At 64.5% G+C, this 26,939-nt stretch carries 20 protein-coding genes and 1 tRNA gene; 3 read left to right on the top strand and 18 right to left on the bottom strand.

Annotation, left to right across the window (positions count from 1 at the left end; genetic code table 11):
- Positions 1–10: 10 nt before the first annotated feature.
- On the top strand, positions 11–1,306 hold the full coding sequence (locus tag BSQ44_RS13940; RefSeq protein WP_072605158.1) for a glycosyltransferase: 1,296 nt from the start codon (positions 11–13) through the stop codon (positions 1,304–1,306).
- Between the two features lie 68 nt (positions 1,307–1,374).
- Here the strand turns inward: BSQ44_RS13940 and BSQ44_RS13945 are convergent.
- The 15 genes from BSQ44_RS13945 to pcsA form a co-directional block, all read right to left on the bottom strand.
- Positions 1,375–1,448: transfer RNA gene (locus BSQ44_RS13945), tRNA-Gln, on the bottom strand.
- A 331-nt stretch (positions 1,449–1,779) separates the two neighbouring features.
- Positions 1,780–2,238: a cyclic nucleotide-binding domain-containing protein gene (locus tag BSQ44_RS13950; RefSeq protein ID WP_072605161.1), complete on the bottom strand. Its 459-nt coding sequence runs from the start codon at positions 2,236–2,238 to the stop codon at positions 1,780–1,782.
- 13 nt (positions 2,239–2,251) lie between these two features.
- Positions 2,252–5,035, bottom strand: coding sequence for an ABC transporter transmembrane domain-containing protein (locus tag BSQ44_RS13955; protein WP_072605163.1), 2,784 nt, complete (start codon positions 5,033–5,035; stop codon positions 2,252–2,254).
- Between the two features lie 136 nt (positions 5,036–5,171).
- Positions 5,172–5,465 carry an HlyU family transcriptional regulator gene (locus tag BSQ44_RS13960; protein ID WP_072605166.1) on the bottom strand — a complete coding sequence of 98 codons (294 nt, stop codon included), beginning with the start codon at positions 5,463–5,465 and terminating at the stop codon, positions 5,172–5,174.
- A gap of 52 nt (positions 5,466–5,517) precedes the next feature.
- Positions 5,518–5,940: a secondary thiamine-phosphate synthase enzyme YjbQ gene (locus tag BSQ44_RS13965; RefSeq protein WP_072605168.1), complete on the bottom strand. Its 423-nt coding sequence runs from the start codon at positions 5,938–5,940 to the stop codon at positions 5,518–5,520.
- Between the two features lie 59 nt (positions 5,941–5,999).
- Complete coding sequence (locus BSQ44_RS13970; RefSeq protein ID WP_072605170.1) at positions 6,000–6,617, bottom strand: Uma2 family endonuclease; 618 nt, start codon at positions 6,615–6,617, stop codon at positions 6,000–6,002.
- Positions 6,618–6,682: 65 nt separating this feature from the next.
- On the bottom strand, positions 6,683–8,605 hold the full coding sequence (locus tag BSQ44_RS27215; protein ID WP_169858328.1) for a hypothetical protein: 1,923 nt from the start codon (positions 8,603–8,605) through the stop codon (positions 6,683–6,685).
- Between the two features lie 143 nt (positions 8,606–8,748).
- Positions 8,749–10,773, bottom strand: a complete 2,025-nt coding sequence (rpoD, locus tag BSQ44_RS13985) for an RNA polymerase sigma factor RpoD (RefSeq protein WP_072605177.1) — start codon at positions 10,771–10,773, stop codon at positions 8,749–8,751.
- Positions 10,774–11,063: 290 nt separating this feature from the next.
- On the bottom strand, positions 11,064–12,992 hold the full coding sequence (gene dnaG / locus BSQ44_RS13990) for a DNA primase (protein ID WP_072605179.1): 1,929 nt from the start codon (positions 12,990–12,992) through the stop codon (positions 11,064–11,066).
- A 204-nt stretch (positions 12,993–13,196) separates the two neighbouring features.
- A complete protein-coding gene (locus BSQ44_RS13995) occupies positions 13,197–14,276 on the bottom strand; it encodes a BMP family ABC transporter substrate-binding protein (RefSeq protein ID WP_072605181.1) in 1,080 nt (359 codons plus the stop codon).
- 51 nt (positions 14,277–14,327) lie between these two features.
- Positions 14,328–15,302, bottom strand: coding sequence for an ABC transporter permease (locus BSQ44_RS14000; protein ID WP_072605183.1), 975 nt, complete (start codon positions 15,300–15,302; stop codon positions 14,328–14,330).
- Positions 15,289–16,407 carry an ABC transporter permease gene (locus tag BSQ44_RS14005; protein ID WP_114579970.1) on the bottom strand — a complete coding sequence of 373 codons (1,119 nt, stop codon included), beginning with the start codon at positions 16,405–16,407 and terminating at the stop codon, positions 15,289–15,291. Before BSQ44_RS14005 ends, BSQ44_RS14000 begins: the two co-directional genes overlap by 14 nt.
- Positions 16,407–17,981 carry an ABC transporter ATP-binding protein gene (locus BSQ44_RS14010; RefSeq protein ID WP_072605186.1) on the bottom strand — a complete coding sequence of 525 codons (1,575 nt, stop codon included), beginning with the start codon at positions 17,979–17,981 and terminating at the stop codon, positions 16,407–16,409. The genes BSQ44_RS14005 and BSQ44_RS14010 overlap by 1 nt, the downstream gene beginning before the upstream one ends.
- Before the next feature lie 113 nt (positions 17,982–18,094).
- Complete coding sequence (locus tag BSQ44_RS14015) at positions 18,095–19,072, bottom strand: quinone oxidoreductase family protein (RefSeq protein WP_072605188.1); 978 nt, start codon at positions 19,070–19,072, stop codon at positions 18,095–18,097.
- Positions 19,065–19,841, bottom strand: a complete 777-nt coding sequence (gene pcsA / locus BSQ44_RS14020; RefSeq protein ID WP_072605190.1) for a phosphatidylcholine synthase — start codon at positions 19,839–19,841, stop codon at positions 19,065–19,067. Before pcsA ends, BSQ44_RS14015 begins: the two co-directional genes overlap by 8 nt.
- 271 nt (positions 19,842–20,112) lie before the next feature.
- On the opposite strand from pcsA, the gene BSQ44_RS14025 reads away from it, so the two are divergent.
- Positions 20,113–21,324: a UbiH/UbiF family hydroxylase gene (locus BSQ44_RS14025; RefSeq protein ID WP_072605192.1), complete on the top strand. Its 1,212-nt coding sequence runs from the start codon at positions 20,113–20,115 to the stop codon at positions 21,322–21,324.
- Here the strand turns inward: BSQ44_RS14025 and BSQ44_RS14030 are convergent.
- Positions 21,295–22,263, bottom strand: coding sequence for an AEC family transporter (locus tag BSQ44_RS14030; protein ID WP_072605194.1), 969 nt, complete (start codon positions 22,261–22,263; stop codon positions 21,295–21,297). The two genes, BSQ44_RS14025 and BSQ44_RS14030, sit on opposite strands and share 30 nt — an antisense overlap.
- Positions 22,264–22,381: 118 nt before the next feature.
- Between BSQ44_RS14030 and hspQ the strand changes: the two genes are divergently transcribed.
- Positions 22,382–22,714 (top strand): heat shock protein HspQ, encoded by a 333-nt coding sequence (hspQ, locus tag BSQ44_RS14035; protein WP_179948729.1) that lies wholly within the window; start codon positions 22,382–22,384, stop codon positions 22,712–22,714.
- Positions 22,715–22,741: 27 nt separating this feature from the next.
- Here the strand turns inward: hspQ and BSQ44_RS14040 are convergent, their stop codons facing one another.
- Together BSQ44_RS14040 and dnaE are read right to left on the bottom strand one after the other, a co-directional pair.
- The gene (locus BSQ44_RS14040) at positions 22,742–23,233 is read right to left on the bottom strand and encodes a hypothetical protein (RefSeq protein ID WP_072605196.1); all 492 of its coding nucleotides are present in this window, start codon (positions 23,231–23,233) and stop codon (positions 22,742–22,744) included.
- A 138-nt stretch (positions 23,234–23,371) separates the two neighbouring features.
- Positions 23,372–26,905, bottom strand: coding sequence for a DNA polymerase III subunit alpha (gene dnaE / locus BSQ44_RS14045; RefSeq protein ID WP_072605198.1), 3,534 nt, complete (start codon positions 26,903–26,905; stop codon positions 23,372–23,374).
- Positions 26,906–26,939 lie beyond the last annotated feature (34 nt).

Raw genomic sequence — 26,939 nt, forward strand, 5'->3', positions numbered from 1 at the left:
TACCGCCCCAGTGGATGCGACCCTGAATTCGATCGACCCGAGGGAGATAGTCGAGCCGACCATGTCGCAAATTGGCATTCAAGCGCGCAGACACCCCGTTGCTGTACTCCGGGCCGTGTGCAAGAACTGCCATCCTTTCGCTGATCTGGCTATGAAATGCATGGCTCCCCGGCTTCTCGTTATCGACGATCGCACGCCAACGCCCGACCAGGACAGCGGATCGGCCTGTACATTCTCCTACCTCCAGATTCTCGCGGGAGCGGGCCTGGATTTGACGTTCCTGCCCTCCGTACTGGGTGATGCCGGCCACTACTCGGACGCGATCCGTGCCCTGGGCGTTGAAGTGCCCAAGCCGGCGACATATCCCTCGCTGGAGGCAGCGGTCGATCAACTCGCGCCCAAATCGGACCTCGTCATCATCTTCCGCGCACCCATCGCGCAACGGGTGTTCGACCGCATCCGTCACGCCGCCCCCAGGGCGAAGATCATCTTCCACACCGTCGACCTTCATCATCTGCGCATGCGCCGGCAGTCGGAACTCGCTGGCGATCCGGAAATGGCAAACGCATCCGATGCAATGCGGCTCATCGAACTGGATATCGTCGCGCGCGCCGATGCAACCATCGTCGTCAGCAGCTTTGAAGATGTCATGCTTCGCGGCCTCGTCGCCGACGCAGACATCCGACATATCCCGCTCTTGCGCGAAGTGCCCAAGCGTGTCGGAGGCTGGTCAGCCCGGCTTTCTGGCCTTTTCCGTAGGCGGGGTCCACTCTCCTCACGCCGAGACATTGTATTCGTTGGAGGATTCGAGCACGCACCGAATGGGGACGGCGTGCACTGGTTCGTCTCGCAGGTATGGCCGAAGGTCTTGAACGCGGAACCTGGCAGCAGGCTTGTGGTGGCAGGGTCCAACCTCACCGCTGATATCGCTGCGCTGGCGTGCGAGACAATCACCCCTTTAGGACATGTACGGGATCTCGGTGCTCTGTTTTCGACCGCCCGCATGAGCATTGCCCCACTCCGCTATGGCGCCGGCGTCAAAGGCAAGATCGTCTCGAGCTTGAGCTACGAAGTTCCGGTCGTGGCAACACGGATCGCAGCCGAAGGCACGGGCTTGGTGGATGGCGTGAACGTTTTGATCGGCGACGACCCGCAGGAAATGGCAGATGCAGTCGTTCGCCTCCTTCGGGACGACGACTTGTGGCGGCGTCTCTCCAAGGCAGGATACCGGACCTTCATCGACGTCCATTCGCATACTGCGGGACGGCCAAAGATCATGAAGCTCGTCGAAGATCTCTTGCGATAGACCGTCCACAGCCAGAATTTTGCGTGTCGCTGGCGGCATAAGGTGGCTGGTTCATGGGAAAAAATGTTTGGCTGGGGAACCTGGATTCGAACCAGGACTAACGGAGTCAGAGTCCGTGGGTCTACCGTTAACCTATTCCCCAGCACGCGGCTTGCGCCGCTCCGTGCCTGGACGAGCCGTCCCGGCACGGGTATTGGCGGGCCTTTTAACACATCCGGTCGGGCGATCAAGGCAAAATCACCCTGCCAGCGCCACCGGAAATCATCCTCTTGAAAAGCCCGACGAAGGTCAAACCCCGTCGGGCCTAACGAAGTTCCATCCGTCTTATTCGACCCCGAACACCGTCGCGTAGCCCGCGACCACACGAGGCCGAGCTCCACCAGTCTTCTCATCATGGTCTTTCTGTGCCCTGCCCCAAGCTCTATGCTCGGCTCCAATGCCCCGGGCAATGCGGGAAAAAGAGGTCGCGAAGCTCAGTGACGCGCCGCCCGCTCCGCCGCGGCGAGGTCGGCCGTGGTCTTGGCGAGCCGGAAGGCGAGTTCCCGGATGATGCGGCTTGCGAGCTCGGGAAACTCCTTGATCAGCTCGAGGAAGTAGCCCTTACCGATCTTCAGCGCCGTCAGCCTGCCGTTCGCCCTCACGGTAGCCGAGCGCGGGATGTCGCAGAAGACCGACATCTCGCCCAGCAACGCATGGTCCCGCAACTGCGCCACAACGACCTCCGTTCCGCCCGATTCGGAAATGATGTCGGCAACCCCGCTCAGCACGATGAAGGCGCTGTCGCCGGCGTCGCCTTGACGAAACAGCACCTGCCCGTGCTCGAACTCCACCTTGTCCGACGCATAGGCCAGGAGCTTGAGCTTGGCCGGATCCATCGCCGCAAAGAGCGGGATCTTGCGAAGAACCTCCACCTCGTCCCTCAGAGTACTCATCACCGGTGCCCTTTCAGTTGGCCGCTCCCGCGAGCGAGCCGTCGGCTTCTGCCTCCCCGCGATCAGTCGGCGTCGATGCCTCGATCTCGTGGAAGGCTCCATTGGAGAATGTCAGAACACGGTCGAATTGTTCCGCGAGTTCGTCGTCGAGCAGCACGCACACATAGCCGGGCGACCAGTCCTGACCGGGAAGCAGCGGCCGGGAGAGCAGCCGCTGCATGATATCGCGACGTCCAGGTCCGTCCATCGAACCCAGCACCTCGTTGAGGATGATCATGTCCGGCTTCTTCAGCAGCGCGCGCGCGACGTGCAGCTTCTGGCGCTGTGTTTCGGAGAGCCGCCGGCCGCCATTGCCCATCTCGAAGTTCAGGCCGACGCGCAGCAGCCCGCCAGAAATGCCGGTCTGCCCGACGAGCTGCTGGACGGCGGCCAGCACCTTCTCCTTGCCGTCGACGACCGTCGACGAGATGCGGCCGAGCAGGATGTTGTCGAGCACGGTGGCGGTCGGGTTGTAGCGGTCGGGATCGTGGAAGAAGACCGGCGCGACGTCCATGCCGGCGATCTCCTCGCGCAGGTCGCGGCGGGCGGACAGGATCTTTTCCTCGGTCGCGGCGTCGAGCACGCCGAAACGGCTCTGCGCCTCGCAATAGCCGAAGGCGAGCTTGAAGACCTCCTGCCGGTCGTCGCTGCCGCGCGAGGACTTGCCGCGCGCCTTCTCGGTCTTGCTCTCGCGTCCGGGCTCCTGCCGCTCCGCCATCTTCAGGCGCGCGACGATCTCCTTGAGGCGGGCGACCTCCTCGAAGCTCACGTCGGCCACCGTCTCGAAGATCTTGCTGTCGGGCGCGAGGTCGCCGAAGAGCTCGATCCTCGCCTCCGCGATGCGCTGGCCCATCTCCTGGAAGGCTGTGCGCAGTCCGTGCCTGTCGAGAACCTCCAGCACCACCGGATTGCTGTTGAGGTTGGCGGGCGCCCAGGCGGGATCGCTCGCGGTGCCGAACAGAAGGTTCTCGCCGATCGTCGCTTGGGCGTTGTAGAGATCGGGGTCGAATGACTGGACGATGCCCTCCACGCCGAGACTGCCGGCGTTCTGGCGGAATTCGTGCCGCACCTCGACAATCTTGTCGCAGAAGACCGGGCTTTCCGCCGGATCGACGGTGCCGATGAGGCCGAGGTCCTGGATCTGCCGCGACAGGCCGGACAGTTCGAGCACGTCCGAGACATGCCGGTCGAGCGCTTCGGCGCCTTCGAGCCCGAGGTCGTCGAGGTTGATCCATTCCGCATTCGCGTCCGGGGGGACCTCGTTGAGCATTCCGGCCGAGACCTTTCGCGGCGGTGGCTCGCGTCCCGATGCGGACCCGACCGGCTGGTTCTTCACCACCATCAGCAGGTTGTCGTTGATCGTGCCCGCGGGGAAGTAGCTGCCGCTGTCGGCATAACCGATCCGGCGGCCCGTCAGGCTTTCGGGATGGTCCTCGAGCGATCGGCTCTCCAGCGCGATCGTGCCGGCGGCGGGCTGCACCAGCCGCACCAGCGAGGCGGCAAAGACGTTGGCGGCCGTGCGGGCCGCATCCTGGCCGTTGGTCACGATCGCGATCCGGTCGGACGGCGAAATCCGCATACGCAGATTGTCTGCGACGGTGCGGCCGGTCTCGTCCTCCAGCCGCACGTGGTCGAGTTCGAAACCCTGCGAGAGGCGCGGCACCGGCTCGTGCGGCATGCGCTGGAGCTCCGCCCCGATCAGCCCGTCGTCGCGGAAGCTGTCGATCGTCTGCTCGTAGCGCGCCTCGTTCATCAGCCGGATCTGGTCGTAGTCGATCAGCCCCTTGATCGGCCCGGGAAGGTCCTTGTAGGCGGCGATGACGGCCACGAGCTGGCCAATATCGAGCCGCCCCGTGATGACGAAATAGCCGCCGAGCAGATAGAACAGGAACGCCAGGAACTGCATCAGGAGGTTGTTGATGTACTTGACCGTGAACTTCCGCTGGTAGAGCTCGAAGCGGATGTCCAGGATCGACTGCAGCAGCCCGTAGTGGCGCGCGCGGGCGAAATTCGACATGTCGTTGACGTGGATATCGGCCGCCATGTCGACCGTCTCGGCCACCTGCCCCGACAGCCTGCGCGCCTGCATCTGCCGTTGCCGGCCGAGCACGATCAGCTTGCGGCGCATGCGCGGGATGATCCAGATCTGGAAAGCCACGATCGCGATGGTCAGGAGTCCGAAGTAGACCGACTGCAGGAACAGGAAGAGAAGCCCGGTGATCGCCTGTCCGCCCAGGAACAGCGGCAGCGAAAAGGCATCGCCAACGAACTCGCCGAGCGGCTCGACCTCGTCCTTGATGACCGAGGAAACCTCGGCCCCCTTGAGGTTGCGGAAGCGGGCGACGCGATAGCGCAGTACCCGGTCGAGCAGCGTGTAGCGCAGCTGGCGCAGCACTTCCTCGCCGAGCTTTCCCTTGTAGGTGTTGGTGTAGAGCTTGAACCAGCCGTTCAGGAAGACGAAGAACATGAACGCCGCGCAGAGCGCGAAGAGCATCTCGATGCGGCCGAACTGGAACCCATCGAACAGGATCACTTCGCGGCCGAACAGCGTCTCGCCGTATGGCATGGGAATGCGCAGGAAGGGCTGGGTCGCGTCGATCGCGTCGAAGTTTTCGCCCTGGATCGGCCCGTTGACGATCTGCTTGGGCAGTTCGAGCGACAGGAAATAGAACGGCATGGAGGCGACGATGACGAAGAGCAGCCACGCCTGCTTCAGACGCGAGTTCTTCCAGATGAATTTGAGAAGATTGCGTTCCAAAACCGCGGTGCCTTCGCCCCCATCCCCGACGGGCGCCCTAATGTGCACGATGCAGGAAGGAGTTCAACCGGGATCGCGATACGGCTGCGCGTGACGAACGATCAGTCGGGAGAACGTGCGTGTCGGCGCCGCCCGCTCAGCCGAAGAGCCGCTCGCCCTGCTCGTCGATCATCTGGCGCGCCTTGCGGAAGGATACATCGACGGCGTCGTCCAGCGAAGCGAAACGGTCGGCGCGAATCAGCCGGTGTTCCCTCGCCTGCCCGCCGACCTCCTTCGAGAGCACCGCGCAGGTCTGGTACTGGCCGTCCGCCTTGAACGGCGTGGCGCGGATCAGGAACCCCTTGTACTCCTGCTCACCCGCAGTCGCCGCTTCCTCTGGCCCGGCATCGCTTCCGCCGCCGATGCCGAACAGCCGTTTCAACAGAGACATCGGCGCCCTCTCCTCTTCATGCCGGTCCAGCCCGCCTCGCAAAACGCGCCGGTCATTGCGTCAAGTGTAGCACGATCTCGCGCCGGTGTGGCCGGGAGCGATGCTCGAACAGGTAGATGCCCTGCCACGTTCCGAGAAGCATGCGGCCGCCGGCGACGGGGATGGAAAGCGAGGTCTGCGTCAACGCCGCCTTGATGTGGGCCGGCATGTCGTCGGGCCCCTCAGTCGTATGCACGATCCAGCGCATGGACGGATCGTCGGCGGGTGGCACGAGACGCCGGAAGAATTCCTCCAGGTCGCGCCGCACGTCGGGATCGGCATTCTCCTGGATCAGGAGCGAGCAGGAGGTGTGGCGCACGAAGACCGTCAGCAACCCCTCCTCCACGCCCGTCTCGCGCACGAACGCCGCCGCGCGGTCGGTGATTTCGGTCAGGCCGGGGCCGTTGGTGGAGATCGTCAGGCGGGACTGGGGCATGCGGGCATGGGATCGGTACGTGTGAGGGCTCGGGGTGGATTACCCAGGCAAAAAATGGATCACGGCTCGGATCGCGCCGCCCGGAAATCCGCCATCCTCATCTCGAGGTCCGGCACGTTGAGTGCGCTGAGTGTCTGATCCGGGCTGACGTCGGACACCTGCCGGTATCCAGTAGGGGTCGGCAGGCGATGGACAGTCGTTCCGAGGCCATCTGCGTCGATCACCCAGAGTTCGGCAATTCCGAAACCGGCGTAGATAAGCGCCTTGCGTCCCGTGTCATAGGCAAAGCTCGTGTCGCCGATCTCGACCGCCAACAGGCAGGTTCCGCCGTTCAAGCCTTCCAACCCGACGGCTGTCTCATAGATCACGAAATCCGGTTCAAGGAAGGTATCGACGGATAGCCGTAGCGTCGTCTCGGGAGTGAAGCCGACACTCTCAGGCAGCTTCCGCGCCAGTGTCATCATCACCCATGTCTTCAGCCGCTCGTGTCGAATGCCCTTGGGCGACATCGGCACCGCCTCCCCCCCGATAAGTTCGAAGCGCTCATCCGCCGCGATGATGCCGGCCGCAACCGCGGCCTCGATTTCTGCGACGGTGAAGGGCCGCCGGCGCAAGCCCTCGGCGGCCTGCGTGGTCGGGGCGGCGATTGGCGCCGCAATGTGGAAGCGCTCGTTCATGAGAAGGAAGGTATCACTGTGAGTTGTCGTTGCGAAGCGATTGAGAAACGCATGCGCGTCCGCGGCTAGCTGTTTTTCTTTCTGCTAGCCTCCTGCCACTCAATCTCCAGTCGCGTCAGATGATATTCAAGGTAAGCGCGAAGTTCTGGTACTGAACTGGAGAACCCCATAATGGAGCTGAGATTGTCCCGGAAGAACGCGAGCATGCCGACTACCGCCAAGTTAACCGGAAGACCAACCAGCGCGAGGCGGCCAGCTATTCTCTCGGCCGCCCCTAACGCATTGGCGCCGAAAATGATGAGATTCCTAATGATTGGATACCCAATCGTAGCAAGGTGTTCACTACTTTCGGATGTCATGACCAAGAGGCGATCGACTTCCTCGAATAACGACCGTACTCGATCGGACATCGCGAATTGATCGCTTTCGAGCATCCAACGGACAATCGATCGTTCATATTCGAAGAGCTTCCTGAACTCTTCCGCCGTCAGAAGGGGGATGCCCGACTTCTCGGCCAGTTCCCGACCTTTTGCGAACCCCATTACGAGCGCGCCGTGTAGCCTGGCTATCTCTCCGAGTAGCGCTTGCAGTTGTGGCTCTAGAGGCTCCGTCACCTGCTTGGACGGATCAAGAGCTGCGAACGAACGCGCTTGAGCGATGAGGCCCGCACCGCTGATCCAGAGGTCATCTATATCCAACGCTGAGATTTCGTCGCATGCGATGGCGCTTCGATAGTCACTTAGAACATCGTCGAGTTGTGAGTAGCGGCCCCGCGCGTTTCCCAATCCCCTCAGAAGGGAATCCAAGCGCTTCTTTATCCTCTCATGCAACTTATGGAGTGTCGTATTCTCATGCTCGTTCGCACTGGGAAAACTGGGTACCCGTGCGAGTTCGCCGGCAACCCCAGCAAAGATTGGCCCGGTACCCTGTTTGACCGCGGACGGGGGTTGATGAACTTCGCTCGTGTGGACGGCTGCGTATACGCCGGTTCTCACGCGTTCAATGCGCCCCGCCATCGCAAGGCGGCTCAGTTCGCCTCGCATAGTCTTGTCGATCACGCGGTAATCGGCCGATATAAAGGCTTGCCTGATCTCCTCGATCGTCGCTGGTTCTTCACGCGACTCAAGGAAATCTATGATGAACGCAGCAATGGTCCTGTCAGGCTTCCTTCGCGCCTTTCCCTCGACGATCTCCGCAACCTCGTCCATGATCCGGTCAGCGCTGCGCGCCTCCGTCACCGTCCAGAATTCATCCGGCTGAGTTGCAATGGCGATGTCGGCTGATTCGCCGAACAGGCTGCGCGGCTCGGCGTGGCGTGTGTTGGGCAGGATGGCGCGATACCAATCGTGGATCAGCTTCCATGACGTTTCACGCGCGAAGTTGTCTTTGGCAATGGCATCCAGCGGCGCCCGCATCCACAACGGCAGATTCGCGAGGTACCGTTCGTCGCTGCGGACATCGATGAGCCAGAGTCGCTGGTCGATCAGTCGACCATCTTCTCGGTTCTGCTCCAGCCAGGCACAATCGGCGGAAACAGCGCTCCATACGGCGTCGGCGACGCCGTGGGTGTCGGCGGCGTTGGCGGCGGAGGCGGCGGCGGCGGCGGAGGCGGCGGCGTCGGAGGCGTCGGAGGCGTCGGAGGCGGCGTCGGCGGCGGCGGCGGAGGCGGAGGCGGCGGAGGCGGCGTAGGCGGCGGCGGAGGCGGAGTAGAGGGCGTCGGCGGCGGAGGCGGCGGAGGCGGCGGCGGAGGCGGTCATTTCATGCGCTGGATATTTGCGCGCAGCCCATGAAATGAAGATCGCCCGCCACGATTGCAGGATCAAGCCCTGCTTTCGGACGAGATCGAGGCGAACGTCCGGCAGGTCCATGACAGTGAATGCCACCGGAAAGCCCCGCAATGCGATCCGCGCCGCGATGGCCTGCGCCCAATCATCCGGTTTCCCAGCGAGCCACTTCCGAAGATCTTTCGGCGACGCGAATTCCGGCACGGCCTCAATACTCCTCCCGCTCATCACACCGTGGCAAACCAAAGCGAGCTGATCAAGCGCTCATGCAACTCCGGCAGCATGGCTTCAAAACGAAAGAACCCGGCGTCGCCGCCGGGTCCCTTAGTTTCGATCTCCAACACCCCTCAGCTGTCCAGAAAGCTCCTGAGCTTCCTCGATCTCGACGGATGCTTCAGTTTCCTGAGCGCCTTCGCCTCGATCTGGCGGATGCGTTCGCGGGTGACAGAGAACTGCTGGCCGACCTCTTCGAGCGTGTGGTCGGTGTTCATGCCGATACCGAAGCGCATCCTGAGCACGCGTTCCTCGCGCGGGGTGAGCGAGGCGAGCACGCGGGTGGTGGTCTCGCGCAGGTTGGCCTGGATCGCCGCGTCGATCGGCAGGATGGCGTTCTTGTCCTCGATGAAGTCGCCCAGATGCGAATCCTCCTCGTCGCCGACCGGCGTCTCGAGGCTGATCGGCTCCTTGGCGATCTTCAGCACCTTGCGCACCTTTTCGAGCGGCATGGCGAGTTTCTCGGCCAGTTCCTCCGGCGTCGGCTCGCGGCCGATCTCGTGCAGCATCTGGCGCGAGGTGCGCACGATCTTGTTGATCGTCTCGATCATGTGAACCGGGATGCGGATGGTGCGCGCCTGGTCGGCGATCGAGCGGGTGATCGCCTGCCGGATCCACCATGTCGCGTAGGTGGAGAACTTGTAGCCCCGGCGATACTCGAACTTGTCCACCGCCTTCATCAGGCCGATGTTGCCTTCCTGAATGAGATCAAGGAATTGCAGGCCGCGGTTCGTGTATTTCTTGGCGATCGAGATGACGAGACGGAGGTTCGCTTCCACCATCTCCTTCTTGGCAATCGCCGCCTCGCGCTCGCCCTTCTGGACCTGGTTGACGATCTTGCGGAACTCGCCGATCGAGATGCCGGTCTCCTGCGCCAGGTTCTGGATCTCGGCGCGCAGGTTGCGGATCGAATTGCCCTCGTTGCGGGTGAATTCCTTCCAGCCGCGCGTCGACAGGTTGCCGATGGCGCGTGTCCAGTTCGGGTCGAGCTCGGTGCCCTGGTACTCGCGCAGAAACTCCTCGCGACGCACGCCGTAGCTTTCGGCGAGCCTGAGCAGCCGGCCCTCGTTCTGCACCAGGCGCTTGTTGATGTCGTAAAGCTGCTCGACCAGAGCCTCGATGCGGTTCTGGTTGAGCGACAGCGACTTCACCGCCGTGATCAGCTCTTCCTTGAGCTTCTTGTAGGAACGCTCCTGGCTGGACGACAGGTTTCCGGCCGCCGCGAGACGCGCCTCGACCTGCTGGTCCTGCAGCTTGCGCAGCTTCTTGTAGGTGGCCGCGATCAGGTCGAGCGTCTCCATGACCTGCGGACGCAGTTCCGCTTCCATGGCCGCCAGCGACAGGCTCGCCTCGTCGTCCTCGTCGTCATCTTCCTCGACGCGGGATTCGCCGCCGACATTGGTGATGTCGTCGTCCTCGCGCGGCCCGCTGGAGCGGCGGCCGCGTTCGTCCACCTTGGGCTTGGCTTCCTCCTCGACCCGCTCGACCGCAGGCGCCTGCTTGGCCTCGGGGCCGGCATAGGTGGTCTCGAGATCGATGATCTCGCGCAGCAGGATCTTGGCTTCGTTCAGCTCGTCGCGCCAGATGATGATGGCCTGGAAGGTCAGCGGGCTTTCGCACAGCCCCGCGATCATCGTCTCGCGGCCGGCCTCGATGCGCTTGGCGATGGCGATCTCGCCCTCGCGCGACAGGAGTTCCACCGAACCCATCTCGCGCAGATACATGCGCACCGGATCGTCGGTGCGGTCCGTCGGTTCCTTCTTGGTGACGGTCGCGACCGCGCTGCCGGTCTGCTCGGCGACCTCGGTCGCCTCTTCCTCGGCGTCGGCCGCCTGTTCGCCCTCGGCGTCGTCGCTGGTCTCGTCGTCCTCGACCACGTTGATGCCCATGTCGGACAGCATCGCCATCGTGTCTTCGATCTGCTCGGAGGTCACTTCCTCGGACGGCAGGACGGCATTGAGCTCGTCCATCGTCACGTAGCCGCGCTTCTTGGCGACCTTGATCATCTTCTTGACGGCATCGTCGGAAAGATCGAGCAGCGGACCGTCGGCAGCGCCTTCGCGTTCGTTCTCGACCTCTTCCTTTTCTTTCGTCGCCATGCTTTCCTGTCTCCAACGTGAGAGGACGGCTGGACGGCCATTCTAGCTTGCCGTCAACGGACGTCGATGCGCCCGCCCCGTCTCAGCGAGTACCGATCTCGCGTAAATACACCATTAACCGTGTCTTACCAGCGCGCTGTGAGCCCTGCGCCGGTATCGGCATGGCCGCGCGGTTGCGCCGGCATGCTTTCCACCCCGATCGGAACGATCGCGAAACGTCCTGATTCCGTCATTTCGCCGTCAGGTCAAGCCGCCCTTGCACGATTCGTCGCGAAAACGCCAACAACGCGTCAGCTTCTCGCGACCCTCCCGGACGACACTCCGAAGCCTTCTATCAGCGCCTCGGTAGCCTGCACGTCGCGAAACTGTATCTGGACCTCGAGGAGCTGCCGGTAGTTTTCCTCCGTCGGATCCGCGGCGAGCGCCGCTTCGGCCGCTCTGAGTTCCTTATGTAGAACGCCGGCTGACTGGTGCAAGTGCAGAGCCTGGCTGAACGCGTCGCGGGCGTCGTCGAGGGCCGCATCCTCCAGAGCCGGCCATTGCCTGGCCCGCCGGACGAGCGCGACGGCGTTCTCCATCACCGTGTCCAGCCTCGCCTGGCTCAGCCAGGCCAGAATGGCGTCGCGGTCCGTCGCCTGCCCTTCGGCGATGGCGTCGAGCAGCCCGGCATGAAGCCGGCGCAGGTCCGGGTGCTTCAGATCCAGCCGTTCTATCGCCTCGAAGTGCTCGTCGATCAGCAAGGGATGGTTGATGAGCGCAACCATGATCACCGTCTCGCGCATCGGCATGGTTCCGGCCGAACTGCGCACCAGCGAGGACCGCGCGAGGCTGTCGGAGACGGCAAGGCGTCCCGGCGTCTGCCCTTGCCGTCCGCGACCATGCGCACCGTTTCGATCGCCCTTCTGGTTGGGATAGTTCTTCCTCTGCTGCCGCGCCGAGCCGAAGAAGGCCTCGATCCGTTCGCGCATCTCCTGGCCGTAGTGCCGACGCACGTTATCGTCGCGGATGCGCGAGGTCAGCTCTCGCAGCGACTTCTCCAGCACCGAACGCCGCTCCGGCGTGTCGAAGACCCCGCCCGAGGTCTCGCGCAGCCACAAGAGTTCCGACAGAGGGCGGGCGTCGGCGATCACGCTGCGAAACGCCTCCGGTCCGCCTTCCTTCACCAGATCGTCGGGGTCCTGACCCTGCGGCAAAAGCGCGAAGCGGACCGTGCGCCCGCCCTGGATCGACGGTAGCGCGAGGTCGGCCGCGCGCCAGGCCGCCTTCAGGCCGGCGGGGTCGCCGTCGAAACACAGCACCGGCTCCGGTGCCATGCGCCACAGGAGCTCCAGCTGGTTCTCGGTCAGCGCGGTACCGAGCGGGGCGACGGCGTTGGCGAACCCCGCCTGCGCCAGCGCGATCACGTCCATGTAGCCTTCCACGGCGATGACGGCGCCTTCCCTGCCCTGCCCCTTGCGCGCCCGGGCGAAGTTGTAAAGCACCTCGCCCTTGTGGAAGAGCTCGGTATCAGGTGAGTTCATGTACTTGGCCGCGACGTCGGGCGACATTGCGCGACCGCCGAAAGCGATGACCCGTCCGCGCGCATCCTCGATCGGGAACATGATGCGGTCGCGGAACCAGTCGTAGGAGACCGGGATGTCGTCGCCATGCCGCACGAGCCCACAGGCCTCGATCTGCTCCTTCGCGACTCCCTTGCCGGCAAGGTGTTCCTTCAGCGCGTTGCGCGATTCGGGGGCGTAGCCGAGGCGGAAGTCCTGTTGGGTGGCCGAGGCGACGCCGCGCTCGCGCAGATAAGCGCGCGCCTTCGCGCCGGCGGACGCCTGCAGCTGTTCCTGAAAGAAGCGCGTCGCCATCTCCATGACGTCGTGCAGGCTGGCGCGCTGCTTCTCGCGCTTCTCCATCTCCGGGTCGCGTGCCGGCATCGGAACCCCGGCCAGCTCCGCGATCCGCTCCACCGCTTCAGGAAACCCGAGGCCGTCGAGTTCGGTGAGGAAGCGAAAATGGTCGCCCGAGACGCCACAGCCGAAACAGTGGTAGCGGCCCTTCTTGTCCTCGCAGTGGAAGCTCGGCGACTTCTCGCCATGGAAGGGGCAGCAAGCCCACCAGTCGCCCCGCGAGGCGTTCGTCTTGCGCTTGTCCCACGACACGCGCTGCCCGATCACCGAGGATATCGGGACACGGTCGCGTATCTCATCGAGGAACTGGTTCGAAAAGCGCATGGGACGTATGTAGGCTGCCTCGCCTCGGCAAGCGAGACCTCCTCGCGGCTGTCACCGAGTTTCACAGCCTCAGCGAGCCCGAAACAGCAGAAAACCCCGCGGCCATCGTGGCTCGCGGGGTTTCCATGGAACATTAGCTGGGACGATTTCCGGACACGGACCGGCCCGCCGGCTTGTCCTTCTCCGTTGCCGTCCGCCGCGGTCTTACTGCGGCAACTGGTCGTCCACACCCTCGACGTAGAAATTCATGCCCAGCAGCGTGCCGATATCGGCGGTCTCGCCTTCCTTCAGCCACTCGGAGCCGTCCTGTTTGTTGATCGGTCCCGTGAAGGGATCGAGTTCGCCGGACGTAATCTTGGCTTCGGTCTCCTCGGCGAGCGCCTTCACGTCGTCGGGCATGTTGGTGTAGGGCGCCATAACGACGTGGCCGTCGGCCATTCCGCCCCAGACGTCGACTTGCTCCCAAGTGCCGTCCATCACCGCCTTGACGCGCTCGGCGTAATACGGGCCCCAGTCGTCGACGATCGAGGTGAGCTGGGTCTCGGGACCGAACTTGATCATGTCCGAGGCCTGGCCGAAGGCCTTGATGCCACGCTCATGAGCGACCTGCATTGGCGCGGTCGAATCGGTGTGCTGGGTGATGATGTCGACGCCCTGGTCGATCAGCACCTTGGCGGCGTCGGCTTCCTTGCCTGGGTCGAACCAGGTGTTGGCCCATACCACCTTGACCTTGAAGTCGGGATCGACCGACTGCGCGCCGAGGACGAAGGAATTGATGCCCATCACCACTTCCGGGATCGGGAAGGAGGCGATGTAGCCGGCGACGCCCTTCTCCGAGAGGCTGGCGGCGATCACGCCCTGCACGTAGCGGCCTTCATGGAACTTCGAATTGTAGGTCGCGACGTTCGGATGCTCGCGCTTGAAGCCGGTGGCATGCTCGAACTTCACGTCTGGGAACTTGGCCGCGACCTTGTTCGTGGCATCCATGTAGCCGAAGGAGGTGGTGAAGACGATGTTGCAGCCCGACCGGGCGAAGCGCTCGATGGCGCGCTCGGCGTCGGCGCCCTCGGGCACGCTTTCCAGATAGGCGATCTCGACCTTGTCCTCGCCGCCGAGCTCCTCCTGCATTTCCAGCGCGCCCTGGTGGTGTTGATAGGACCAGCCGAAGTCGCCGATCGGGCCGACATAGATAAAACAGGCCTTGGTCTTGTCCTGCGCCAGCGCGGTTCCCGCCGACATCAGGGCCGTCGCGGCGGCCAGTGCCAGTATCGTTCTTTTTTTCATTTGTTCATGTCCTCTGTTGGTTTCGAAAACGGGGAATTCGTCCGGGTGGATCTAGCGGTCCGGCACGAACGGCCGCCCCAGGGAAGCCGGAGTGTTCATCATCGTCAGCCGCCTGTTCCTGGAGATTAGAACGAGAACGACGATGGTTGCCAGATAGGGGAGCGAAGAAAGGAATTGCGACGGCACCGCCTTGACGAGACCGGCCAGCCAGTAGAGCAAACTGGGAAGTCCGGCCAGATCGGCGAGGTTGGTCGCCTGGATGTGCAGTTGGGCGATGGTGATGGCACCAAAGAGGTAGGCGCCGGCGAGCACCCGCCACGGGCGCCAGGAAGCAAAGACGACCAGCGCCAGCGCGATCCAGCCGCGGCCGGCGGTCATGTTCTCGATCCACTGCGTGGTGTAGACCAGAGACAGTTGGGCGCCCGCGAGCCCGGCGCAGAACCCGCCGAACATCACTGCCATGTAGCGGATCGCGATGACCTTGATGCCGAGCGCATGGGCCGAGGTATGGCTGTCGCCGACGGAACGCAGCGTGAGACCGGCGCGGGTGCGGAACAGGAACCACATGACGCCGGCCGTGAGCAGCAGCGAGATGTAGAACATCGGGTCCTGGCCGAACAGGAGTCGGCCGACCAGCGGAATGTCCGTCAGTACCGGAATGTCGAGTGCGCCGAGCTTGACGCCCGGCTGGCCGACGAAGGCCTCGCCGATCATGCCGGACAGACCGATGCCGAGCAGCGTGAGAGCGAGCCCGGTCGCGACCTGGTTGGTGACGAGCGTCAACGCCAGGAAGCCGAAGAGCAGCGAGAACAGCATCCCGGCAATGGCGCCGGCAAGGACGCCGATCCAGGCATTGCCCGTCATGTACGCCATCCCGAAGGCCACGACCGCGCCCATCAGCATCATGCCTTCGACGCCGAGGTTGAGCACGCCTGAACGCTCCACGACGAGTTCGCCGATCGCGGTAAGGAGCAGCGGCGTCGCCGCCGTCGCGATCGTCAGCAGGATCGCCTCAGCCATGCCCATGGGCGGTCTCCAGTGCCGGGGCGGCGGGCGCGGTTGCCGGTGCCGGACGCACGAGGCGGACGCGGTAGTGGATCAGCGTGTCGCAGGCCAGAACGAAGAACAGGAGCATGCCCTGGAAGGCGCGCACTGTCTTGTCGGTGACGCCGATGGCGATCTGTGCTGCCTCGCCGCCGAGATAGGAGAGCGCCAGCACGAAGCCGGCCGCCACGATGCCGAGTGGATTGAGCCGCCCGAGGAAGGCCACGATGATGGCCGCGAAGCCGTAGCCGGGCGAAATCGAGGGCTGCAGCCGGCCGATGGCGCCGGAGACCTCGGTGATGCCCGCCAAGCCGGCGAGCGCGCCCGAGACGAGGAAGGCGAAGATGATGGTCTGGATCGTCGAAAAGCCACCGAAGCGCCCTGCCCGCGGGCTCTGGCCGATCACCTTCACCTCGAAGCCCTTGAGCGTTCGAGACATCATGAACCAGATGCCGATCGCCGCGATGATCGCGAAGACGATGCCCCAGTTGGCGCGGCCCGACATCGGGAAGAGCTCCGGCACGATCGCCCAGGAATGGAACGGCGGCGCCTGGGGGAAACTCATTGCCGCCGGGTCTCGCCACGGTCCGCGCACCAGCCAGTCGAGGATCAGCTGGGCGACGTAGACCAGCATGAGAGACGTCAGGATCTCGTTGGTGTTGAAGCGTGCCTTCAGGATCGCGGGAATGCCCGCGTAGAGTGCGCCGCCGACGGCGCCGAAGATCAGCATTAGCGGCAGGACCGCCGCGTTCTGGAAATCGGGGAAATAGAGCGGGATCATGCTGCCCGCGATCGCGCCCATGGTGAATTGGCCCTCGGCGCCGATGTTCCAGTTGCTGGACAGGAAGCAGACGGACAGGCCGACGGCGATCAGGATCAGTGGCGCGGCCTTGATCGCCAGTTCGTGCAGCGACCAGACCTCGGTGAGCGGATCGATGAAATAGGCATAGAGGCCGACGACCGGGTTCTTGCCGAGTGCGGCGAAGATGATGGCGCCGGCAACGACCATGAGCGCGAAGGCGATGAAGGGAGAAAGCGCGGAGAAGAGCTTCGATTGCAGCGGACGGCGGACGAGTTCGATGCGCATCAGGCCGGCTCCGTCGCGTGATCGTGGACATGGCCAGGCTCGGCGCCGCCCATCAGGAGGCCGATCTTCTCGAAGGTGGCCTCGGCGCGCGGCAGCGGCTTCGACAGTTCGCCATTGTGCATGACGGCGATCGCGTCGGAGATCTCGAAGAGTTCGTCCAGGTCTTGGCTGATCACCAGCACGGCCGAGCCGGCGCGGGCGAGTTCGATCAGCGCTTGGCGGATGCGGGACGCCGCACCCGCATCGACCCCCCATGTCGGCTGGTTGACAACCAGCACGGCGGGCTTGCGGTCGAGTTCGCGCCCGATGATGAATTTCTGCAGGTTGCCGCCCGAGAGTGCGGAAGCCGGCGGGTCTTCCGCGCTCTTGCGCACGTCCATCTCCTGGTTGATGCGCTTGGCGGCGGCCGACACCGCGCTCGCGCGAATCGTACCGGCCGCGCCTAGGTAGGCGCCACGGTCCGTCGCGTGGCGCGAAAGGAGCAGGTTGTCCGAAAGCTTCATGGCAGGTGCCGCGCCATGGCCGAGCCGCTCCTCGGGCACGAAGGCCGCCCCCATCATGCGTCGAGCCGAAATGCCGTCGCGCCCGGCGGGCTTGCCCCTGACCGTCACCGTCTCGGGCCGGTCCTGCACGACCTCGCCGGAGATCGCCTCGAAGAATTCGCCCTGGCCGTTTCCAGCGACGCCCGCGATGCCGATGACTTCCCCCGCCCGTACATTCAGCGAGATGTCGCGCAAGGGAATGGAAAACGGCGTGGCCGGCGTGCGGCTCAGCCGATCGATGCGCAGAAGCACCTCGGCGCCCGCGATGGCTTCGGAATGCTCGCGGACGACCGCGTGCACCTCGCTACCGACCATCATGTTCGCGAGCGATGAGGCGGTTTCCGCGCGGGGGTCGCAATGACCGACCACCTTGCCGTGGCGCAGCACAGTGGCACGGTCGCACATACGCTTCACCTCCTCGAGGCGATGCGAGATGTAGAGGATCGACTTGCCCTCGCCGCGCAGCCTTTCCAGGGTCTCGAAGAGCTTGTCGGCCTCCTGCGGCGTTAGCACCGAGGTGGGCTCGTCGAGGATGATCAGCTGCGGTGTCTGGAGCAGGCAGCGGATGATCTCGATGCGCTGACGCTCGCCGACCGACAGGTCGCCGACCATGGCGTAGGGGTCGAGCGGGAGGCCGTAGCTGTAGGATAGAGCCTGTGCCTTGGCGGCAATCGTGGAAATCGGCGTCTTGTCGTCGAGCGACAGTGCGATGTTCTCGGCGGCCGTCAGCGCCTCGAACAGCGAAAAGTGCTGGAAGACCATGCCGATGCCGAGCTTTCTGGCTTCGCTGGGGCTGGTGATGCGCACCGGACGGCCTTCCCAGCGGATCTCGCCCGCGTTCGGCTCCAGCGAGCCGAAGAGCATCTTGACCAGCGTGGACTTGCCGGCGCCGTTCTCGCCGAGCAGGGCATGGATCTCGCCGCGCGCGATGTCGAGATCGATCCCGTCGCACGCCTTCAGGCTGCCGAAGATCTTCGTGAGACCGCGGACATCGAGAAGGGTCACGCCCCCTTGAGCGCCTTCGTCCGCCAAACTGCCTACCCCATTCTTTTTCTTTGTGTTCCCGTCCGCGATCGTAGGCGCGCCCCTCGCGCCGCGGAAAGCGACCTGCTCATTGAAAGAGCTTCAACAATTCCGGCACAATATCAAGGCAGGAGTATCGTCGTCCCCGTTGTCTTGCGGTTTTCGAGGTCGGTATGGGCTTGCGCGGCGTCCTTCAGGGCGTATCGCTGGTTCACTTCGACCTTCACGATGCCCCTTGCCACCATGTCGAACAGGTTGGCCGCCATGGATTCCAGGTCCTCGCGTCGCGCCGCGTAGGTGAAGAGCGTCGGCCGCGTGGCGAACAGCGAGCCCTTCTGCGACAGGATGCCCATGTTGAACGGCGGGATGGGGCCGGACGACTGGCCGAAGCTGACGAAGAGCCCAAGCGGGCGCAGGCAGTCGAGGGAAGCCGGGAAGGTGTCCTTGCCGACGGAATCGTAGACGACGTCGCACTTTTTGCCGCCGGTGATGGCCTTCACCTCCTCGACGAAATCCTGCGAATTGTAGTCGATGACGTGATCGAAGCCGTGCGCCTTGGCGAGCGCGGCCTTTTCGGGACCGCCGGCCGTTCCGATGACGGTGGCGCCGATATGTTTCGCCCACTGCCCGACCAGAAGGCCGACACCACCCGCGGCCGCGTGGTAGAGGATCGTGTCGCCGGGCTTCACCTTGAAGGTGCGGTTGAGCAGGTACTCCGCCGTCATGCCCTTCAGCATCATGGCGGCTGCCTGCTCGTCGGCTACGCCCTCGGGCACCTTGACGAGCGTCGCGGCCGGCATGACCCGCGCCTCGCAATAGGATCCGATCGGGCCGGCATAGGCGACGCGGTCGCCCGGCCGCAACCAGTCGACGCCATCGCCGACCTCCTCGACGACGCCCGCTGCCTCGTTGCCCGCGACCAGTGGCAGACCGTTCGGCGCCGGATAGAGGCCGCTGCGAAAATAGGTATCCAGGAAGTTCACACCGATTGCGGTGTGCCTGACCCGAACGTGACCCGCTGCCGGCGAAACGACGTCCACGTCTTCGTAGACCAGGACTTCCGGGCCGCCGTGATTGTGAACCCTCACTGCTTTAGGCACTCTTTGAACTCCTTGCTCCAAGATTCGGAAATAGCTGCATTATCCCGCCAATGACGAAGAGATATATGCCGGTCACCGCGATGCCGATCTTGACCAGATCGTAGGCCTGCATGTCCTGCACGAGAGCCACGGCTCCGAAGGCGCACCAGGCGAAGAAGATCGGCAGGTTGATGTTGCGCAGCCGCTGGACGCGCACCGGGTGCAGGAAATTGATGGGCAGGAAGGTCAGAATGCCGGCAAAGACCACGACGGCGAACGACACCCATTCGCCCGGCTGGATGACGAAGAGGGTGAATACGACCATGTTCCAGACGACCGGGAACCCCTTGAAGAAGTTCTCCTTCGTTTTGATGCCGGTGTCGGCGTAGTAGATGGCGCTGGAGACCACGATGATGGCGGCCGACAGGAAGGAGAGCCCCTCGCCCATGAAACCGCGCTGGTAGAGCGCGAAGGCCGGTATGAGCACGTAGGTGACATAGTCGATGATGTTGTCGAGCATGTCGCCGGACCAGGTGGGGAGAATCTCCTTGACCTGGAGCTTGCGTGCGATCGGGCCGTCGATCCCGTCGACGAAGAGCGCCAGGCCCAGCCACCAGAACATGGCCGTCCAGCGCTCCTCGCTCGCGGCGACGAGCGACAGGAAGGCCAAGAACGAGCCGGATGCCGTCAGCAGATGCACCGAAAAGGCGCGCGCCTGCGGCCACGTCACCTTCTTGCGGCTCAGGGGGATGCGTTCGGCCAGCTTGCGGCCGATGATGTTCTTGTTCACTGCCAATGCCGGTCCCGTGTCGAATTGACTGCCAATTGTTTGTAACGCCGCGAAACGGTCGAGCGATCCAGCGATCCTCCCGGTTTGTCCGCCGTGCTTCGGCGCCGCGCAGCCATTCGTCCCCTATCCTCCCATGGATTCTCGGCGGGACAGTACAAGCAGCGCCGTCCGCCACACAAGCCATGATGCATTGCGCCGCGTTGATTGGAGGCGGTCGGCCGCCATATAGGTTACCGTACAGAGACGTGAGCGGAAGGACGGAGTACGGGCCATGGATCATGCGGACGCGAATGACATCATCGTCGCCGGCGCGGGACCGGCGGGACTGATCGCGGCGCTGGCGCTTGCCGATGCCGGCTTCGGCGTAGAGCTGATCGGGCCGGCCCCATCGACCGAGGATCGCCGCACGACGGCCCTGATGATGCCGTCTCTGGCTTTCCTCGACGACCTCGGCCTGAAGGACGCCGTTCTGGCGCATGGCGCGCCGCTGCGGGCGATGCGCATCGTGGACGCGACGCGCCGCCTGCTGCGCAGCCGACCCGTCTCCTTCCATGCGAGCGAAATGGGGGAGGACGCCTTCGGCTGGAACATCCCCAACGGCGCGCTTGTGCGCGAACTCGAAGCCGCGGTGGTGGCGCGGACCGCGATCAACTGGACGCGCGAGGCGGTGTCGCGCTGGCAGGCGGCCGACGATGCCGTCGAGGCATTTCCCGCGGAGGCTGCGCCGATCACGGCCCGGCTGGCGGTCGCTGCCGACGGCCGGAACTCGAAGGCGCGAGAAGCCGCAGGGATCCGCGTCGCGACGCATTCGTACCGTCAGGCGGCGCTGGTGTTCAACTTCGCCCATGGGCGCCCGCACGGCGACATCTCGACCGAATTCCACACCGAGACCGGACCGTTTACGCAAGTGCCGTTGCCCGGCCAGCGATCGAGCCTGGTGTGGGTGCTCCGCCCCGAGCGCGCGGAGCAGCTGGCCGAGACCGGCGACGAGGAATTGTCGGCGCTGGTCGAGGAACAGATGCAGTCGATGCTCGGCAAGGTTTCCGTGGAGCCGGGCCGCCAGGTGTATCCGCTGTCCGCTGCGCTACCGTCGAGTTTCGCCAGGAAGCGCGTGGCGCTTGTCGGCGAGGCGGCGCATGTCTTTCCGCCGATCGGCGCCCAGGGGCTCAATCTCGGCATCCGCGACATCCGCGATCTCGCCGCGACCGCGCAGCGGCATGCGGAGGATCCCGGCTCGGGGGCGGCACTGCGCGCCTATTCGCTGCGCAGAGGCCCCGACATCCTCGCCCGCACCGGCGCGGTCAACGCGCTCAACCGTTCGCTGCTGTCGAACTTCCTGCCGGCGCAGCTTGCCCGCTCCGCCGGACTGGGCATCCTGTCGGCATCCGCGCCGCTGCGGGCCATGTTCATGCGCGAGGGCCTGGAGCCGGGTTCCGGCCTCAGGAGCGCCTTCTCAGGTCGACGGGAAGAGGTCGGGCGGTAGGAAACCGCTCTTGATGAGATAGAGAAGCCCGGTGACGGTGAAGACCGACAGCACCGTCGTGATCAGGACGCTCGCCGACGCCCGCTCCATCCACACCCCGTACTGCTGTGCGATGACGAAGACGTTGGTCGCGGTCGGAAGACCGGCGAGCAGCACGGCGGTGTAGACCCAGACCGGATCGAAATCACCGACTGCGCTGAGCACCAGGTAGCAGAGCACGGGATGCAGGATGAGCTTGATCCCGGCGATCGGCGCCATAGCACGGGGAACGCGCTTCAGCGGCCGCAGCGCCAGCGTCACGCCCATGGTGAAGAGCGCGCAGGGTGCGGCGGCCCGGGCGAGCATCTCCAGGAGCCTCTGGAGAGATTCGGGTGGCGTCCAGGCAAAGGCGGCGGCGCAAACCCCGACGGCGGTGGCTATGATGAAGGGATGCAGCACGATCCGCTTCACGACATCGACGACCAGCGATCCGAACGATCGCTTCTCGCCGCCCGACAAGGCCATCATCATCGGCGCGATGGCGAAGTGCATGATGTTTTCGAAGCAGAAGATGAGCGCAACCGGCACAGCCGCGGCCTCGCCGAAGGCGAGAAGTGCTATGCCCGGACCCATGTAGCCGATGTTGCCGTAGGCGGCGGCGAGCCCCTTGATGGTGCTCTCGGCGATCTCTCCGCGCGAGACGATCGCGGAGCCGACGAACATCAGAGCAAACATGGCATATGTGGAAAAGACGGCGCCGAAGATGTAGCTCCATTCCGTGAGCCGCTCGATCGGCGTCTTCGACAGGAGTTGGAAAAAGAGGGCCGGCAACGCGACATAGATGATGAAGATGTTCATCCAGCCGAGCGCTTCGAGAGGCTGTCGGACGATCCTGGCGACCACGAAACCGAGGAAGATCAGCCCGAAGAACGGCAGTACGAGGCCGAAGATGTCCGCCATGGATGAGAATGCCTGAGAACCGCCGTCGCGCTAGCCGCTGCGCGACGAAGCGTCAAGTGCAACCGCTATTGAACTGGCGTGCGGGTTGCGCCACTTATGATCGCGGGTGGTGACACATATGAGTTCGATAAGACAAGCAAAGTTCCAGATAGGCCAGGTGGTTTCCCACCGCCTGTTCCCGTTCCGAGGGGTGATCTTCGACGTCGACCCGGAGTTCGCCAATTCCGAGGAATGGTACGAGGCGATCCCGGAGCACATTCGGCCCCGCAAGGACCAGCCGTTCTACCATCTTCTCGCCGAGAACGCGGAGAGCGAGTACATCGCCTACGTGTCGGAGCAGAACCTGGTGCCGGACGAATCCGGCGAACCGATCCGGCATCCGCAGATTTCCGAGTTCTTCGTCAAGACGCCCGACGGCCGATACGAGCCCAAACCGACGGCCATGCACTGATATCCGGTCGAGACGGGTTCTTGAGCCTCAGTCGCGCTTCAACTCCAGCCGCGCGGTCTCCACGGGCTGCCCCGTCTCGGGATGCTTCTCGACCGTGGTGAGGATCATGCGATTTTCGCTCGGGCTCGAGAGCGTCATGGAAGCTTCGGGATGTCCCGGCCACTGGAGCGCGAGTTCGAGCGTGCGGCCGCTGCGACGGCCGGCCAGATCGGCGGTGCCGCGTGGCGATCCGACATAGGAGCCGGCATACCGCCCCTGCGACACCTTCAGCTCCGCTCCGAGCCTGGTCGAGAAGACCAGCATCGCGCGGCAGTTTCCGTGGAGCGAGATCGTTTCGGAACCGGCGTCGCCAACGAGAGTGCACGAGACGTTCACCGGCTTGGACGCCGCCGTCATCCGCACCGGCCCGCCGCCCGACCAGTTGCCTTCCAGCGATTTCAGGAAATCCTCATCCGAAGCGCTGGCCGGCGTCGCCAAGCCGAGCATGAATCCGAATAGCAGAAGGATGATCTTCTTCATTGGCGTCCGATCTGGGGTAGCGGCATTGGTGAACCCATGTTGAGCTATCTGAGCACTGGCGTGCGTATGACAAGCGATAGGAATGCGCGGACGCAACACGTTGTGTGACAGCGCCAGCACGTCGCGTGAGGACGCCGCCTAGACCAGTTCGACCTCGACCACACCGGGCACGGCGCGCATCGCCGATACGATCTGCGGGGAGACCTTGTAGCGGTCGGGCAACTCGATTTCGACCTCCCCCTTGCCGCCTTCCTTGATGACGATGAGGCTCACCTGCCCCTCGCCGCGTTGCGACAGGCGCGATGCGAGCGCGGGCACCGGGTCGGCATCGCGCAGGTAGACCCGCACCGCCTGCTTGATCCGGCCGGCCTCGTCCTCCAGCGACTGCACGGTCTGGATGCGCAGATTTACACCTTCCGGCCGGTCCTCGGCCGCGACGGTGATGACCAGCGATCGGCCTGGCTCCAGATGGTCGCGGAACTGTGCCAGCGTTTCGGAAAAGAGCACGGCCTCGTACTGGCCGCTGGTGTCCGAGAAGGTGACGACGCCCATCCTGTTTCCGGTCCGCGTCTTGCGTTCCTGCTTGGAGGTGACGGTGCCGGCAAGGCGCCCGGCGGTCGCGCCACGCTTCACGGCGGCGGAGAATTCCGCCCAGTTCTGCACCCGCAAGCGCTGGAGCACGGTCTTGTACTCGTCCAGCGGATGGGCCGAGAGATAGAAGCCGACCGCCTGAAACTCCCGGTGCAGCATGTCGGCCGGCTCCCAGGGCTCGACCGCGGGCAGCCGCAACGGCTCGCGGGGGCCGGCGAGCGCCATGCCGAAGATGTCGTGCTGGCCGGACTGGGCGTCTTCCGCTGCACGCTGCGCCAGCCCCATCATGCGTTCGACGCCGGCGAAGAGTTCGGCCCGGCCGCGCTGGAAGCAGTCAAGCGCGCCGGCGCAAACGAGGCTTTCCAGAACCCGCTTGCCGACGATCCGGGGATCGATGCGCTCGCAGAAATCCTCGAGGGTCTCGAACTGCTTTTCCTTCCGCTTCGCCACGATGTGCTCGACGGCCGCCTCGCCGACGCCTTTGATGGCGGCGAGCGCGTAGTAGATGCGGTTCTCGCCGACCTCGAAGGCGCGGTAGGAGGTCTTGACCGACGGCGCCACGACTTCGATGCCGAGCCGCAGGGCGTCCTGCCGGAAGTCGGCCAGCTTGTCGGTGTTGTTCATGTCGAGCGTCATGGACGCTGCCAGGAACTCGACCGGGTAGTGCGCCTTCATGAAGGCGGTCTGGTAGGAGACGATGGCGTAGGCCGCCGCGTGCGACTTGTTGAAGCCGTAGTCGGCGAACTTCGCTAGGAGGTCGAAGATGAAGTCGGATTGCTGCTTGGAGACGCCGTTCTTGACCGCGCCCTCGACGAAGACGCCGCGTTGCTTGTCCATCTCGGCGCGGATCTTCTTACCCATGGCGCGGCGCAGAAGGTCGGCCTGTCCGAGCGTGTAGCCGGCCAGTTCCTGGGCGATCTGCATCACCTGTTCCTGGTAGACGATGACGCCTTGCGTCTCCTTCACCAGGTGATCGATCTTGGGGTGGATCGAGGCGATCTCCTCCTCGCCGTGCTTGCGGGCGTTGTATGTGGGGATGTTCTCCATCGGGCCGGGGCGATAGAGCGCCACCAGCGCGATGATGTCCTCGATGCGGTCGGGCTTCATGCCGATCAGCGCCTTGCGCATACCGGCGGATTCCACCTGGAAGACCCCGACGACCTCGCCTCGCGCCAGCATCTGGTAGGTCTTCTCGTCGTCGAGCGGCAGCTTCGACAGGTCGATCTCGATGCCGCGACGCCTGACGAGCTTGACGGCGGTGTCGAGCACCGTAAGCGTCTTCAGGCCGAGGAAGTCGAACTTGACCAGTCCCGCATCCTCGACCTTCTTCATGTTGAACTGCGTGACCGGCATGTCGGAGCGCGGATCGCGGTACATCGGCACGAGTTCGGACAGCGGGCGGTCGCCGATGACGATGCCCGCCGCGTGAGTGGAGGCGTGGCGGTAGAGGCCTTCGAGCTTCTTGGCGATGTCGAGCAGCTGCTCGACGATCGGTTCCTTCTCCATCTCCTCCTGGAAGCGCGGCTCGGCAGCGATGGCATCGGCGAGCTTGACCGGGTTGGCGGGGTTGGCCGGCACCATCTTGCAGAGCCGGTCGACCTGACCGTACGGCATCTGCAGCACGCGCCCGACGTCGCGCAGCACCGCCCTCGCCTGCAGCGTCCCGAAAGTGATGATCTGGGCGACCTGGTCACGACCGTATTTCTCCTGCACGTAGCGGATCACCTCGTCGCGGCGGTCCTGGCAGAAGTCGATGTCGAAGTCGGGCATCGACACGCGGTCGGGATTGAGGAAGCGCTCGAACAGCAGCGAGAAGCGCAGCGGGTCGACGTCGGTGATCGTCAGGGCATAGGCGACCAGCGAGCCGGCGCCCGAGCCGCGCCCCGGACCGACGGGGATGTCGTGCGCCTTGGCCCATTTGATGAAGTCGGCGACGATGAGGAAGTAGCCCGGATATTTCATCCGTTCGATGACGCCGAGCTCGTATTCGAGCCGTTCGGCATATTGCTCGTGGGTGTAGCCGGGCGAGGCGCCCAGCGTTTCGAGGCGCATGGCGAGGCCTTCGCGCGCCTGGCGCTTCAATTCCTCCGTCTCGGCCATTTCGGCGGCTTCCGCGTCGTCGGCGGACGAGGCCGTGAAGCGCGGCAGGATCGGGCTGCGGTTCCTCGGAAAGTAGGAACAGCGCATGGCGATCTCGACGGTGTTGTCGATCGCCTCGGGCAGGTCCGAAAAGAGGGCAGACATCTCGGCCTGGCTCTTCAGGTAATTGTCCGGGGTCAGCCGCCTGCGGTTGTCGTCGCCGATCACCGATCCCTCGGCGATGGCGATCAGCGCGTCGTGCGCGTCGTAGTCTTCGCGCGCAGGGAAGAACGCCTCATTGGTGGCGACCAGCGGCAGTTCGTGCCGGTAGGCGAGGTCAACCGTCGCCGCCTCTATCGCGCGGTCGTAGCCCTTCGGACGCTGCAATTCGACGTAGAGGCGGTCGCCGTAGACGCTTTTCAGCCTGAGCAGGCGGTCCTCGGCCAATGCGGGACGGTCCCCCTTGAGGGCGCAGCCGATCGGGCCGCCCTCGCCGCCCGTCAGGCAGATGACGCCGTCAGACAGCGCGGCGAGCCACTCCTCGCGCACCTGCACCGGGTCGCCGGGCGGGGTCTCCAGATAGGCGCGGCTGACGATGCGGACGAGATTGGCGTAACCCGCCTCGGTGGCCGCGATCAGCACGACCGACGCGCGCTCCCGGCCGGCGGCGCGCCCGTGGCCGCGGCTCGACTGTGGCTCCTCGCCTGCGAAGGCGATTTCCAGCTGGCAGGCGATGATCGGCTGGACGCCGTCCTTGGCCGCGTACTGCGCGAATTCGAGCGCGCCGAAGAGGTTCGACGTGTCGGCAACCGCGATCGCCGGTGCCCCGTCTGCGACCGCGTGCGCCACGATCTTCTTCAGCGGCAGCGCGCCTTCGAGCAGCGAATAGGCGGAATGGACGCGCAGGTGGACGAAGCTGCGCGCGGGCGCCGGTGCCAGCGGAGCGGCGGCTTCCGCAGCGGCACGCTTCAACGGATCGCGGATCTTGCGTTCTTCGGCCATGCGACTCGGGGCTTCAGGATGTTTCTCCCGGCAT

Origin of the sequence: Aquibium oceanicum (assembly GCF_001889605.1) — a bacterium.
In the GTDB taxonomy this organism is placed as follows: domain Bacteria; phylum Pseudomonadota; class Alphaproteobacteria; order Rhizobiales; family Rhizobiaceae; genus Aquibium; species Aquibium oceanicum.